Annotated in this window: 10 protein-coding genes and 1 tRNA gene; 7 read left to right on the top strand and 4 right to left on the bottom strand. The window is 60.0% G+C overall.

Annotated elements, in window-relative coordinates; all coding sequences use genetic code 11:
- The first annotated feature begins 142 nt into the window (after positions 1-142).
- A tRNA-Cys gene (locus tag JIN78_RS09875) sits at positions 143-219 on the top strand.
- Between the two features lie 814 nt (positions 220-1,033).
- Here JIN78_RS09875 and JIN78_RS09870 read toward each other — a convergent pair.
- On the bottom strand, positions 1,034-3,631 hold the full coding sequence (locus tag JIN78_RS09870) for a DUF7133 domain-containing protein (protein WP_200391799.1): 2,598 nt from the start codon (positions 3,629-3,631) through the stop codon (positions 1,034-1,036).
- Positions 3,632-4,048: 417 nt separating this feature from the next.
- Here JIN78_RS09870 and JIN78_RS09865 point away from each other — a divergent pair, with 417 nt between their 5' ends.
- Positions 4,049-5,245, top strand: coding sequence for a glycoside hydrolase family 88 protein (locus JIN78_RS09865; RefSeq protein WP_200391798.1), 1,197 nt, complete (start codon positions 4,049-4,051; stop codon positions 5,243-5,245).
- 5 nt (positions 5,246-5,250) lie between these two features.
- Here the strand turns inward: JIN78_RS09865 and moeB are convergent, their stop codons facing one another.
- Positions 5,251-6,336, bottom strand: a complete 1,086-nt coding sequence (gene moeB / locus JIN78_RS09860) for a molybdopterin-synthase adenylyltransferase MoeB (protein ID WP_200391797.1) — start codon at positions 6,334-6,336, stop codon at positions 5,251-5,253.
- 169 nt (positions 6,337-6,505) lie between these two features.
- Here moeB and JIN78_RS09855 point away from each other — a divergent pair, with 169 nt between their 5' ends.
- Positions 6,506-7,825: a hypothetical protein gene (locus JIN78_RS09855; protein WP_200391796.1), complete on the top strand. Its 1,320-nt coding sequence runs from the start codon at positions 6,506-6,508 to the stop codon at positions 7,823-7,825.
- Positions 7,826-7,917: 92 nt separating this feature from the next.
- On the opposite strand, the gene JIN78_RS09850 is transcribed toward JIN78_RS09855, so the two are convergent.
- On the bottom strand, positions 7,918-8,313 hold the full coding sequence (locus tag JIN78_RS09850; RefSeq protein ID WP_200391795.1) for a hypothetical protein: 396 nt from the start codon (positions 8,311-8,313) through the stop codon (positions 7,918-7,920).
- 160 nt (positions 8,314-8,473) lie between these two features.
- Between JIN78_RS09850 and JIN78_RS09845 the strand changes: the two genes are divergently transcribed.
- Both JIN78_RS09845 and recG read left to right on the top strand, forming a co-directional pair.
- A complete protein-coding gene (locus tag JIN78_RS09845; RefSeq protein WP_200391794.1) occupies positions 8,474-9,175 on the top strand; it encodes a pseudouridine synthase in 702 nt (233 codons plus the stop codon).
- Positions 9,176-9,883: 708 nt separating this feature from the next.
- Positions 9,884-11,866, top strand: a complete 1,983-nt coding sequence (gene recG / locus JIN78_RS09840; protein ID WP_200391793.1) for an ATP-dependent DNA helicase RecG — start codon at positions 9,884-9,886, stop codon at positions 11,864-11,866.
- A gap of 12 nt (positions 11,867-11,878) precedes the next feature.
- Here recG and JIN78_RS09835 read toward each other — a convergent pair whose 3' ends face one another.
- The gene (locus JIN78_RS09835) at positions 11,879-12,151 is read right to left on the bottom strand and encodes a DUF4404 family protein (RefSeq protein WP_200391792.1); all 273 of its coding nucleotides are present in this window, start codon (positions 12,149-12,151) and stop codon (positions 11,879-11,881) included.
- A 212-nt stretch (positions 12,152-12,363) separates the two neighbouring features.
- On the opposite strand from JIN78_RS09835, the gene JIN78_RS09830 reads away from it, so the two are divergent.
- Both JIN78_RS09830 and JIN78_RS09825 read left to right on the top strand, forming a co-directional pair.
- On the top strand, positions 12,364-12,771 hold the full coding sequence (locus tag JIN78_RS09830; RefSeq protein ID WP_234037910.1) for an Lrp/AsnC family transcriptional regulator: 408 nt from the start codon (positions 12,364-12,366) through the stop codon (positions 12,769-12,771).
- Positions 12,768-13,940 carry a pyridoxal phosphate-dependent aminotransferase gene (locus tag JIN78_RS09825; RefSeq protein ID WP_200391790.1) on the top strand — a complete coding sequence of 391 codons (1,173 nt, stop codon included), beginning with the start codon at positions 12,768-12,770 and terminating at the stop codon, positions 13,938-13,940. The genes JIN78_RS09830 and JIN78_RS09825 overlap by 4 nt, the downstream gene beginning before the upstream one ends.
- The last annotated feature ends 17 nt before the right edge of the window (positions 13,941-13,957 follow it).

The raw sequence follows: 13,957 nt of genomic DNA, 5'->3' as shown, positions 1-13,957 counted from the left end.
AGAATGGTTTTCTCGGGAGGTGACAAGAAAAGAAAGAGAATGTCGGAATTCGTGCAAGAGGAGCATTGACACCCGTTCCGGATGAGCCTAATTATCCCGCCCCGCGCGAAAGCGGCGGGCAATGTTTTCCTAAGAAAACAACGGCGGCGTGGCCAAGTGGTCTAAGGCGCGGGTTTGCAAAACCTGTATTCGGCGGTTCGAATCCGCCCGCCGCCTCCATCCTCATCCTTTTTTCTCAATCTGGGAAGTCTGCAAGCTTTCAGACGAGGTTTCACTCATGTCCTGACAACTTTTCAGATAACTTGTGTCGGACTGGGCCCTGCACCCGGAATCAACCGGTGGGGGTGTCACTGTTACCGCCTTGAATCGCCTGAATCACCTTGACGCAACGGTCTGCCGGGATTTGGCTCAAGTTGCCAAGGAGTGAAGCTCAGTTGAAGCCAGGTCGTCGAGCTGGTGCTGAGCGACTTGCAATAGGCTGTGATGAAGATAAAAGGTATCCCCGATGGTTGGTGCTCTCAAAACTACCGCCTACTTGCTGAGGGACAGGTGACAAGAGTGAGTTTCTCCACGGCACCCCCGTCGGGTGCGATCACGGGCCGCCATGGTGATTACTCCATTGATCTGGCGGGGAGATTCAAGAAACGGTGGGAGTTGAGGGATGGAGACAAGGTTGTCTCTGTCGCTGTCAAAAAGCTCGCTCTCAGGGGAGTGGTGGAAATCAAGGGAGAGGGCCAAATTTTCACGTTAACCCGCCATGCAGGCGGGGAGTGCGCAGTCTTGGAAGGGCCTGAAACAAAGGCTTGTATCCAGCGCAGGCATCCTCTGACGCGTCGGCAGGAGATCACCGGAAGCTGGAGGGATGAACGTTTGGTGATTTTCGCCTTTTGGTTGATCGCCTACCGCAGACAGACGGACTCCGCTCTTGGCGAGGTTCTGGGCCAAGTGGTGCAGGTGGCAACTTAGGCCTCTCGCGCGGGCAGGCGCCCGGGGATTGAGCGCTGCCGGGATCGGGAGGTGCCGTCAAAGGGGGTTAATGGTTCGCGGAAGTGTCCAGAGAGCGCAGATAGGCTATCACGTCTGCGAATTGCTGCAGGCTCAATTCATCCGCAAGGTGGGGGCCCATCAGCGGGGGGCCGGGGGTGGTGGATTGGATATCGCTGAGGGGAATCCGGGTGGGGGTGCCGGCAATGTCGTGCAGGACGATTTCCTTGTCGTTTTTCTCCACAATGGTGCCAGCGAGGACGGTTCCGTCCTGGCGGGTGATATTGACCCAACTGGAGGCAATGATGGCAGAGGGCTTGATGATGGATTCCGCGATTTCGGCGGGAGTCTGGCTTCCCAGGCGGCTGAGGTCGGGGCCTTTGATAGTTTCCTCGGCGGTGAGGTTGTGGCACCCGGCGCAGGCCATGCCCTTGAGGATGGTTTTTCCGCGATTGGGGCGGCCTTTGAGTTTGTCGAGGGCGAGGACGATGTCTTCGATGGAGGTGCGCCCGATTTCTCCCTTTTCGGAGGCTTTTTCTGAGGAAGGTTCCATCCCGCCGATGCCTTCCCAGCGCGAGCGGTTGCGGTCGGCCAAGTGGCGAATGAGGTCTTTTCCCTGGGGGGGCGCGTTCTCGTAGATGCCCTGGACAAAGCGCGCGATCTTCTCGGTGCCGGACCAGGGGCTCGGGACGTAGTAGGGGCCGCGGGTGTCGGGTTGGGTTTTCCACCACCAGGAGCCGTCGTAGGGGGCTTCATTTTGGCTGAGGCGGGCCAGGGCGGCGATGATTCTGACTTCGTCCGCGGCCTCGTCGGTGGATTGGTAGTAGTTGAGGAGACCGGTGACTGTTTCCTCGCTATGCATTTGCTGCAGGGCCCAGAGGGCTCCGTTGCGGGCGGGGGTGGAGAGGGCCTCGAGGCAGGCTTGGGTGGCCTCCAGCTGGCGTAGGGAATGGACGGCCACGTGGGGGAGAATGATTGCTGGATTCGGCTTCGCGTGCGGTCCTTCGGTCTCGGGATTGGGAGCGGAGGTGAGCTCCTGGAGGCGGGCCTCGGAGAAGGGGGTGATGGTGTCTCCGCCGGGAGTGGTGACGGCGAGGAGGGCGTTTGCCACCGAGGGGTCGCCCATACGCCCCAGGCCAATGGCGGCCGCCACTTGCACGCGGGGATTCGGGTCTTGCAGAGCGGCGGTGAAGAGGTCGCGGGGGGCGTCTTTGGCCGTGGCGTGGCGATCGGCCAAGGCACGGAGGGCCCATTCCCGCACGCTGGCATCGGCAGCCAGGGCGGTCAGCTGGGCAGTGCGCTCCTGGTGGCCGAGCTGGGCGAGGGTGAAGAGGGCGGCGACGCGAGCTTCGAGCAAGGCGGCTTCATTGCTTGCGAGGGCGAAGAGACTCCCGGACAGGGCGGGGTCCCGGCGCAGCAGAATTTCTTGGGAGGCGGAGAGGCGGGTCTTGGCGCTGGGAGAGGCCAAGAGCTTCAGCAGTTCACTGGCGGCGGCTTTCTTGAGATTGGGAAAGGGAACGTATTGCCAACCGGAAGGAACGACCCGGGTGAGGAGGCCGATGTCTGGGTTTCCCTTGTATCCGGCTCCATTCCAAGAGGCCAGATAGAGCCGGCCCGAGGCATCGACATCGACATCGGAGATTTGCGAGCACTTGAGGAAAGGCTCTTGTTTTTGCGTGAAAGAGGGGCCGTCGGGCTCGACCCGGTGAATGTAGAGTTGCGAGCGCCCCCAGTCGGCCATCAAGGGGAGGTTGTTGAAGCGGGCAGGCCAAGAGGGTTCTTGCAAAAAGAGGGCGCCGGCCCCCGAGCCGCCCCCGAGGTCGGCCAAGGCGGGCAGGATTTCGGGGGTGAAATGTTTGAAGAGCGTGGGGTAGCCGTAGTCGCCCGACTGCACATGATGGATGAAACGGATGTTCCAGCCTCCGCCGTCATTGGTATTCCCCCTCGTGAAGATGTTCATGAAAGGGTCGATGGCCACATCGTAGATGTTGCGGAGACCGCGGGTATACATCTCCATCTCGGTGCCATCGGGTCGCACCCGCAAGATCCCGCCTCCCAGGAGGGTGAGCTTGCGCCCATCCCGGCCCTCGGCCTCGACGAAGCCGAAATCGCCAACCGCGATATAGATCCAGCCATCGATACCGAGCTGGATTCCGTTCGTGGTGTGGTCGGCGCCGCGTTCGCGATTTGGCTCCAGAGTGGAAATATTTTTAACGAGCGGCTGGGGAGGCCCATCAGCAATGCCGTCTCCATCGAGGTCCTCGAAGACGCTCAGTTGCACGCTGGCGACCTCTTTGGCACCTTCGGGAATGACGGAATGCAGGACCCAGAGACGGTTGCCCATGGCGACGAGCCCCCGGGGATTGTCGACCCGGGCAAAGATGGTGTGGGAGTCGGCGGTGCCATCGTTATCCATATCGAGCAGACGCACGATGCGGCCCTTGTCGGGTCCTTTCCCCAGCGAGCCATTGAGGTCTACTCCTACAAAGACCTCGCCTGCGGCAGAGGCGCAAAGGCAGGCGGGCGAGGGCGTGAGAGAGGCGTCCGCGAATTCTGTGGATAGCCAGTCTTCGGGGTTGGCGTGCAGTAGATTGGGAAGGAGTGAGCCCAGGAGGAAGGTGCGGGAAAGGAGGTGGCGAAGGGTCATGAATGGATAGCTTTTGAGCCTGTAAAACGAGATGATTGGATGAATATTTGTTCTCTCTAGCGAAAAGTGGCGGGAAATCCGTAGGCGATTGCTAGGCCTTCGTGCCTTTCCGCGAAGGAGGAAGGAAGAGCAAAAATGAGAATTTTCCAGTTTTTTTGCATGTTATGAAGTGACAGCGGGAAAGGTGCTGGAGGTCTTTAGGCGAACTGAGTCCACAGATCAACCCACGAGAGTGGGAGGATCCAGAGAGGCCGCTTTTGCCATTTGCCGTTCCAAGCTGAGGTCGCGAAAGCGAGCAGGAAGCTTGCCATTCGCGGGATCGAGGGGTGCTCGCCTGCCCGGAAGGGTTAACAGAGTGAGCGTCAAATGGCATGCAAGGGTCGGATTTGGAGACAATCGTGCTGAAGAGTGCGCGGAATGAGAAATCTTGGTAGTGAATTGACGGATTTGGCCACTAGGGGGGCGACCTTGGTCAGCGGCCCGGCCATCGGCTCGGTTTTTGCCGGGGGAGTGGTCAAGACCCGGCGCAATCTCCCGGACCTTTGTGCTTCCCCCAGCAGCTGGGGATTTGATGTGGAAGGGGACTATCCCCGTCGTCGGGAGCCCTTTTTTCATATCGATAATTGGACGACTTCTTTTTTTTCCGGGATGGGAGTGCTGAGCTATCTCTACACCCGGGACCGCTGGTTTTTGGAACAGCTTTCGCGCTTGCAGCCATTTTATCGCGACAAGGTCGGGATTCATGGCAAGCAGACCATGCACGATTTGGGGTTTCTCTATTCTCTCTACGCGGTTGCCCTTTTCCAGATGACGGGTGAGGAGTGGTATCGCGAGCTGGCGCTGCAGGGGGCCCGTGTTCTCGCTGCCCGGTTTGTGGAAAAGGGTCGCTATCTGCGCGCTTGGGGAGAGGTCGATGACCTGCAGGGGGACTACGCGGGGCTCGCCATCATCGATAGTCTCATGAACTTGCCGCTGCTCTATTGGGCTGCGGAAGAGAGTGGGCAGGAACGCTATCGTGAGCTTGCCATGGAGCATAGTGAGACCGCCCTACGTTGTTTCCTGCGCCCGGATGGCTCGACCTACCATGCTTATCGTTTCGATTTGGAGACAGGTCGACCCTTGCGGGGGGACAACTATGGGGGGCTCGCGGTTGACTCCCACTGGGCGCGGGGTTCGGCTTGGGCGATGTATGGCTTTGCGATGGGCTACCGTTACACCGGAGTGACCGCCTATCGGGACGCCTCCCTGCGGATCAGCGAGTGTTTTGCGAGCCATCTCGACGAGCGGGTGGTGCCGGTTTGGGACTTTCGCGCCCGGGGGCAGGACGCCGCGGTGCGGGATTCCTCGGCAGCCGCGATTGCGATTTGTGCCATCCAGGAGCTGGAAAAGGGAGAGTATGCCCCGGCGGCCTTGAGCGAAAGCAAGGACCGCCTGCTCACCGCCCTCTGTTCGGCGGAGTTCCTCGATCCTTCGCCCGCCTCGCGGGCTCTGTTGCAAAAAGGCCAGGTCAGTGCCGGTCCCGGGCGGGCGCGCCATGCCCGCACCAGTTGGGGCGATTATTTCTTTTTCCAAGCTCTGGGGCATGAGTTGGGCCTGCCCGTCACCTGGTGGTAGGCCCCTTACCAAGCGTCGATGCCGCCGGTGAGGTTCTGCAGATCGGAGTAGCCCTTTTCGGCGAGGAAAAGACAGACCCGCGCCGAACGCATGCCGGCCTTGCAGTGGATGACGAGGGGCTTGTCCCGGGGGAGCTCTTGGTAGCGCATGGGGATCTCCTGCATGGGGATGAAGAGGGCGCCCTCGATCCGGCGCTGGGCGTATTCCTCCGGGGTGCGGACATCGAGGAGGATGCCATCCCAATCGTCGCCTTGAAGCGCGCGGAATTCTTCGGGGCTGATTTCGCGGTAGGGTGCGTTCACGGGGCAGCTATGGCCTTCATGGCGTAAAGTTGCAAGGCTGGGCTGGTCTCCGCACAGGATGCAGTCCGGATTCCGCCGCAGTTTGATGGTGCGGAACTGGCTACGGAGGGCGTCGTAGCAAGTGAGTTTGCCCAGGGGAGGATCCCCGATGCCGAGGAGGAGCTTGAGCGCTTCCATCGCTTGCAAAGAGCCAATCACGCCCGGGAGGGCTCCCAGGACCCCGGCCTCCGCACAGTTGGGCACGGCATCCGCCGCCGGGGCATCCGGCAGCAGGCAGCGGTAACAGGGCCCCCCCTGCGAGGGATGAAAGACCGTGGCCTGGCCGTCGAACTGGAAGATTGAACCGTAGACCAGCGGTTTTTGCCGAAAGAAGGCGGCATCGTTGCTGAGGTATCGGGTTGGGAAATTGTCCGACCCATCCACGATGAGATCGTAGTTGCCCGCAAGGGAAAGAGCATTGTCCACGGTGAATCGTTCGGCATGGCGTTCCACCACGAGGTCGGGGTTGAGCGCGCGCAAGCGCTCCTCCGTAGCCTCGATCTTGAGACGTCCGACCTCGGAGGAAGCGAAGAGAACCTGCCGTTGGAGATTGGAGGCTTCCACCCGATCCGGATCGATCAGCCCGAGGCGGCCTACCCCTGCGGCGGCCAGGTAGAGGGCGGCGGGAGCGCCCAGCCCCCCACAGCCGATTAGTAAGACCGAGGAATTGAGTAATTTCTCCTGCCCCTTTTCTCCTACCTGGGGGAGGAGGGTGTGGCGGAGGTAGCGTTCCTTTTGCGCCGAAGTCATCGTGCGGGCAAGCTGCCACCGTTCCGCCTGCCTGACAACTCCCCGCCGGGTTCATGCCGTCATGGCCTGCAAAAGAATCCCCGGCCTTTTTTGGAATTGGCCCCGGGTCCCGGACCAGTCATATTTCGGAGGTATGCAGAAGAATGTTTACCTTGCAGCAGGCCTATCGGTGCTAACCGGTGTAGGCGGATTTTTTCTTGGAAAAGAGAGCGGGTCCGGCGGGGAGGAGGGGGCGCAGGCTTCCTCCCAGGCAACCCAGAGCACCGCTGCGGTCACTCAGACCCGTTCCGGCTACGAGGCCCTGGGCGAGCCCAACTTGCGGGGCTACGAGCTGGCCAAGAATCCTCGCCTGGGCCTGGAGACCCTGTTGGAAGAGCTGCGCAATTCTCCCATGTCGCAGATGGATTTCGAGACTCTCTTTGGCATCTGGGATATGGTCCAATACCTCGGGCCCTACGAGTTGCAGGCCCTGTTGGCCGACCTCGACGACATGACGGTGGGGCAGGAGGGCATAGCCGTGCGCATGATGCTGCTCAATCGATGGGCCGCCAGGGACGGGGCCTCCGCAATGGAGCACGTTCTCGCCGATGAAAGAGGTGGGATGCTGAAGATGGTGGGAGCCATGGGTGCCATGATGGGCTGGATGCGGGCCGATCCCGAACAAGCCTACAGCTGGTTCAAGGAAAATGGCGAGGAACTTGCCGGAGGCGGGATGATGGGCATGGGGCAGGCGCAGGTTGAAGCCATGTATTTCGCCGCCATGGCCAAAAAAGACTTCCCCGGCACCATGGCCAAGCTCGATGAAATGGAGTCCGATACCCAACGCGCGGTCATCACCCAGCTCGCCCAGTCTGCCAGCGGCGACCCCGCCCAGCGCGCGGAATTGCTCGACTATCTGGCCAAGAAGAACGACGACGATCTTCTCCTTACCGCTCGCGAGACCATGGTCAGCCACCTCGCTTGGCAAGACCCCCAGGCAGCGGTGGAGTTCTTGAAAAGCGGAGACATTCCGGCCGAGGAGCAAGCGGACCTGAGCCGGAACATCACCAATGCTTGGGCGAATACCGACCCGGAGGCCGCCTTGGATTGGCGGGCCGGGGAATTGGCCGGCAGTGAGAATGCGGGCCAGGAAATCTCCGACGCCTTCGGCCAGTGGGTGCGGCAGGATGAGGCCGCCGCTGCGGAATGGCTCACAGCCCAGGGGGACGAGTTCAAGACCGACGAAGTCTTTCAAGACGCCGGACAAAACCTCATCTATCAATCCAAGTATGACCGGGCCGCCGCATGGTATAGCCAGGTCCTCGACGATAACCAACGTCAGAATGGACTGACCCAAGTCTATGAAGGGTGGAAAAGGGACGATAGCGAGGCCGCCGAGCAGTGGCGGGCCACCCTCCCGGCCGCTGATCAATCCTACCTCAATGACTCCGGGGAAAGCAATGGGCAGGAAGGAGGGAGGAGCCTCGACGGCGGTCCTCGGGTAGAGTGAAACGCAGCGAAAGCTCCTGGAAACGAATCCATGAAAAAAGCCCGTCGCGCCAAGCGGGACGGGCTCTTAAAAAATCAGTAGGAGAAAAAAGCTTAGGCCATCAGGACCGCTTCTTCCTTGTCCTTGTCGCAGCCACCTTTTTTGCACTTGTCGCCAGCGAGGAGGGCTTCTTCCTTGTCCTTGTCGCAGCCACCTTTCTTGCACTTGTCACCAGCGAGGAGAGCTTCTTCTTTCTTGTCGCCCTTCTTGCACTTGTCGCAGTCGCCCGCGATGACGGCTTCTTCCTTCTTGTCGCCTTTCTTGCACTTGTCGCAGTCACCGGCGATGATGGCTTCTTCCTTGTCTTTGTCGCATTTGTCCTTGTCGCACTTGCCTGCGAGGACGGCTTCTTCTTTCTTGTCGCCTTTTTTGCACTTGTCGCAGTCGCCAGCGAGGGCGAAGCCAGTCAATGCGAAGGAAGCGAGGAGGGTAGTAAGGATTGCTTTCATAGTTCTTTGGTTGGATGGTGTGATTCCACACGGAGCCCAGCCCTAGGCGAGCTCAGAAGGAATCTAAGGGGGAACAACCCCTCTGCAAATGGGAAGTTGCGTTTTTTTCGGAAAAAATTTTTTTAAAGCGCCAAATTGGGAGAAAGGAGACGAATCACTTGTGAGATTGGACCGCGTCATCGCCAAATGGGCCCGCTGGGGTAGCCGGGAAGTGCGCCTGCGCCTGGCCCGGGGTGAAGTGGAGGTTAATGGCTCTCCGGTGCACGAGGGGTCTTGGCAAGTGAACGGATTCGACCGCATCACTTGGGCTGGCCGGGTGGTGCAGCACCGGGTGCCGCGTCACGTCCTGTTGCACAAACCCGAGGGAGTGGTCAGCGCCACCCGAGATGAACAGCACAAGACCGTGGTCGATTTGATCAAAGAGCCCTGGGCCCGCGAACTTCATCTTGGCGGGCGCCTCGATCGCTTCACCACTGGCCTCCTCATTCTTTCCAACGACAGCACCGTGACCGAGGCCCTCACCCGGCCGGAGCGCAAACTCGGCAAACGCTACCGGGTGACTTGCGAAAGCGCCATCACCCCAGAGATGATGGCCGTCCTCGAGCAAGGAATGTGGTTTGCCAAAGAGCAGATCATGACCCAGCCCGCCCGGGTCGAGAAGATTTCCCGCGAGTGCTGCCGCCTGACAATCTACGAGGGCAAGCACCATCAGGTGAAGCGGATGTTCGCCCGCTTTGGAGTCAAAGTGATTGCCCTGCATCGGGAGGCAATTGGCCCCCTCGAGCTCCCTGCCAATCTCGAACCCGGATCCTGGCGTCTCTTGCGAGAAGAAGAGTTGCGCTTTCTCCACGCAGAACCCTAAAGCTCCACCGAGATGCGCTCTGCCAAACAGATCCAGCTCGGGAGGGTTGTGATTTTGCTCGGCGCCGACCGGCAAGCTAATAGGCGAAGCAGCCGCGGCAAAAAAAAAAGGTTGTAGACGAGCGACCTCTTTTCCCCGGGAGGAATTTTTCTTCGCTCCTCGGGCAAAAGGGAATCTCAATAAGTCGCTGGTGAACTAGCTATTGCGAAAGAAATGGTTCTTTTCGCAATCAGGTTTCACCGGAGGGAACCGCAGCTAGGTGTGGGGGAGTCTCTCCTCTGGTCGGACAAGTCCTGGTGGCGGATTTGGCTGCCTGCGTCCTCCTTCCTTGTCAGGCAAGCCGCCTATCCGCCGCTTCAAAGATGGAGACAACTGGTTCGGACGCTACCCTGAAAAGGTGCTATCCTTCTATGGGAAGCACATGGGATAAACTGGCAGAGGCAGAACAACCACTGAGGCCAACTGATAAGGGATTGTTTAAAAAACAGGGCGTCGCCATTGGGGTGGGTTTGCTTGATGGCAGCGATGGCTTTAGGAAGCGAACTGCCCGACATTTCCGGGGTTCTTAGCTGGCGCATATGCTTGGCCCTGCAGAAGTGCGGTACTTTCTCGTTTGGGCCTCTGCTCTCTGGATAGCAGACTCACTTCTGCGTTGATGTTAGCCTGAACATTTTTCATGCTGGCGGCCTTGTGCGGGCAAAGGACGAATTGGATTTTCTTTCGGAGAAGGAGCGGGAAGGCTTGCGCCGGGTGGGGGTGCACACGGCGGGTGAGCTGCTGCGCCTCTATCCCAAACGCTACGAGGATCGCCGTCAATTCGATGCCTTTCCGGCCCAGGCGGGCGGCGATGCGCTTTGCCTCCGGGGCCTGGTGGTCGATTCCATGCAAAAGCGCTTCGGCGGGGGCAAGGGCTACTATGAGGTCATTCTGGAGGAGCCCGGGGGAGAAAATGTTTTTGGGGGCGGCTCTATTTCCTGCCGTTGGTTCAATATGCCCTTCGTCAGCAAGATGGTGGCGGTGGGCCATGAGGTCATCGTTTATGGCCGGGTGAAGGATTATCAGGGGCGGCTTGTGATGGAGCATCCCGAGTTCGAGATCGTCAGTGGGCAGGATTCGCTTCATCTCGACCGCATCGTGCCCATCTATCGCGGGGTGAGCGGCTTGCCCCAGCGCAAGGCGCGCGAGTTGATGGCGCGGGTTTTGGAAGAAATCGAGCCCGCTAGCCTCGCGGCGAGCTACGACGTGGACCGGAGTTATCCCCGGCTGGAGGCTTTTCGCGAGATTCACTTTCCCGACGACCTGGCCCAGACGGAGGCCGCGCGGCGGCGCTTTGCTCTTGAGGAATTTTTTGCCCTGCAGCTCACCGTGCGTTGGCGGCGCTTGCGCCACGAGGAGTTGGTGGGTCGGGCGCAGGGGAAGAGGACCGCTTTGTTGACGGAATTCTACCAAAGTCTGCCCTTCGATTTGACCGCCGCCCAGAAGCGCAGTGTGAAAGAGATTATCGCCGATATGCGCAGTGAACGGGCCATGAACCGGCTCCTGCAGGGTGATGTGGGAAGCGGGAAAACCTTCGTCGCCCTCTGCGCCATGGTGATGGCGGTGGACTCGGGGCACCAGGCGGCGCTGATGGCTCCCACCCAGATTCTCGCCGAGCAGCATTGGCTCACTTTCTCCAAGTGGCTGCAACCGCTGGGGGTCAAGGTGGGCCTGCTGACCGGGGCGCGGGATGAGGAGTCGGCGGAGGCGGATATCCTCATCGGGACCCATGCCCTTCTCTTTGAACGGGCTCACTTCGAGCGCCTTTCCCTGGTCGTCATCGATGAGCAGCACAAGTTCGGGGTGTTGCAACGCGGCCGCCTTATTCAGCAGGGAAGGGCCCCCGATGTCCTCGTCATGACCGCGACGCCCATTCCGCGCACCTTGACCCTGACCATTTACGGGGACCTCGATGTCTCGGTGTTGGACGAACGCCCGGCGGGACGGGGCAGGATCGTCACCGGGGTGAGGGAGAAGCCCAAGGTCAGTGAGGTGACCGCTTTTCTGAAGGGCGAGCTGGCAAAGGGGCGGCAGGTCTATCTCGTTTACCCTCTAGTGGAGGACAGCGACTCCGTGAAGGCTCAGGCGGCGGTGGCGGAATTTCCCAAGTGGCAGAAACGGCTCAAGGACTGGGAAGTGGAGCTATTGCATGGCAAGCTCGCCCCTGAGGAGAAGGACGCGGTCATGGCCCGCTTCCGTGCCAACGAGAGCCAGGTGCTCGTCGCCACCACGGTGATCGAAGTTGGGGTGGATGTGCCCAATGCCAATGTCATGATCATCTGGAATGCGGAGCGCTTCGGCCTTGCCCAGCTGCATCAGTTGCGCGGTCGTATCGGGCGGGGGGAGCACAAGAGCTATTGCATTCTCGCCACCGATGGCAAAAGCGGGCAGGAGAAGCTCGCCGTCATGGCGGAGACTGATGACGGCTTTCGCATCGCGGAAGCGGACCTCGCGCTGCGTGGTCCGGGCGAGGTGCTGGGCACGATGCAGAGCGGCCTGGGCGAGCTGCAGTTTGCCGAGTTTCTGGCCGATCCGGACCTCGTGCGGGAGGCCCGGCGGCTGGCAGAGGATCTCTTGAAGCAGGACCCCTTGCTGGAGAATTATCCCGAGCTCCGGCGCCTGGCGGAAGAGGCGACCGAAATCATTCCGAGCTGAGGGGGGCAAAAATCAGATACCCATGCGTCCGAGCGCGTAGGAAATGCGGCGTAGCAGGCCCTCGGCCTTGGGGTGCTCGACGGCAAAGCGGGTGGCGGCATCCTCCAGGTGGTGGATGACTTTTTCGGGCACGGTTTCTTCTTCGTTTTCCGCATCGAGCAGGTCTTCGATGCGTTTTTCCAGCAGGGAAAGCTCTTCCCGGGTAGCGTCGTCGAATTTTTCCAAACGATTAAGGTCGGCGCGCAGTTGGGCGATTTCGCTGCGGAGTTCTTCGGGGTTTTGCATCACGCCATTATCGCGGCAATTTCCCTATTTTGCCAAGGATGGAAAATGGCTTTTGCAGGAGGGCGCGGGGCCTCCCGGGAGGCGGCCACGCTTGGGGCTCGACAGGGTGGAGTGGGCGGTTTATCTGCGGGGTCATGTCACTTGACCCCATGCTGGAAGTATTGAGGCGCGAGGGACGTCAATCCCTGGCGTCTCTCGCGGAGAGGTTTTCAATGTCCGAATCCGAGGTGAGCGCGAAGGTCGCGGCCTGGGAGGCGGATGGCCTCATTCTCGGCTACCAGGCGGTGATCGATACTGACCGGGCTGCCGATACTGGTGTTTCCGCCTTCATCGAGGTCAAGCTCACTCCCGAACGTGGCGGAGGCTTTGATCGCTTGGCCTCCCGTATCGCCAAGTTCGAGCAGGTGGAAAGCTGCTACTTGGCCAGCGGAGGCTACGATCTGATGGTCCTGGTCAGCGGTGCCGATTTGATGTCGGTGGCGCGGTTCGTGAGCGAGAAACTGAGTTCGATGGAGGGGGTTCTCTCCACTGCCACCCACTTTCGCCTGAAGACTTATAAAGAGAACGGATTCCTGTTTGGAAACGAGACCCAAGGAGAACGCTTGCCTGTCACCCCATGAATTACGCTGAAAAAATTTCTGACCAAGTCGGCAAGGTGCCTCGCTCCGGCATCCGTGATTTCTTTGAACTGGTGATCGGTCGCGACGATGTCATTTCTCTGGGCGTCGGGGAGCCGGATTTTCCCACTCCGTGGAATATTCGGGAAGCAGCTATCTATTCCCTTGAGAAAGGCCAGACCAGCTACACCTCCAATCTGGGCTTGTTGAGCTTGCGCAAGGCGATTGCCAAGTATTGCTCGGGCTTCTTTGGCGTCGATTATGAGGCGAGCAATGAAATTCTCATCACGGTGGGGGTGAGCGAAGCCATTGATTTGGCTCTACGCGCTCTGCTCAATCCCGGTGATGAAGTGATCTATCACGCTCCTTGCTATGTTTCCTACTCGCCCAGCGTGGTGATGGCCCATGGCAAGGCGGTGGAGGTGACCACGCGCAAGGAGGATGGCTTCGCCCTCACTCCCGAGGCGGTGGAAGCGGCCATTACGGACCGTTCCCGGGTGCTGATGCTCAACTTCCCCACCAACCCGACTGGGGCGGTGTGCTCGCGCGAGCAGTTAGAAGGCATTGCCGCCGTCGCCATCAAGCACGACCTCATTGTGCTCAGTGACGAGATTTACTCGGAGCTGCGCTATGATGACGAGAAGCACGTTTCCATTGCCAGCCTTCCCGGGATGCAGGAGCGCACGATTCTGCTCCATGGTTTCTCCAAAGCCTTTGCCATGACCGGGTTCCGCTTGGGCTATGCCTGTGCTCCGGCGCCGCTGACCGAGGCTATGATGAAGATTCACCAATACTCCATGCTCTGCGCGCCGATTACCAGTCAGGCCGCCGCCCTGGAGGCGCTGGAGAATCCGGCTACGATGGAGGTGGTGGAAAAAATGCGTCTCGATTACAAGCGGCGGCGCGACTTCCTGGTGCGTCGGCTCAATGAAATGGGTATCGATTGTCACTCCCCCGGCGGAGCTTTCTACGTCTTCCCCGACATCAGTCGCTTCGGGCTGACCAGTAAGGAGTTTGCCATGAAGTTGCTCGAGGAAGAGGGCGTGGCGGCGGTGCCCGGCACGGCCTTTGGCGAGGGCGGGGAGGGCTTCCTCCGCTGTTGTTACGCCACTGCTTTTGACCAACTGGAGCAGGCGATGGACAAGATGGAGGCCTTCGTAAAAAGGCTGTAAGAGAATCCCGCTCCCTT

Source organism: Roseibacillus ishigakijimensis (genome assembly GCF_016595415.1).
Taxonomy (GTDB): Bacteria; Verrucomicrobiota; Verrucomicrobiia; order Verrucomicrobiales; family Akkermansiaceae; genus Roseibacillus; species Roseibacillus ishigakijimensis.
Note: the sequence above shows the minus strand (reverse complement) of the source record. Positions and strands in the feature narration are given on the sequence as shown.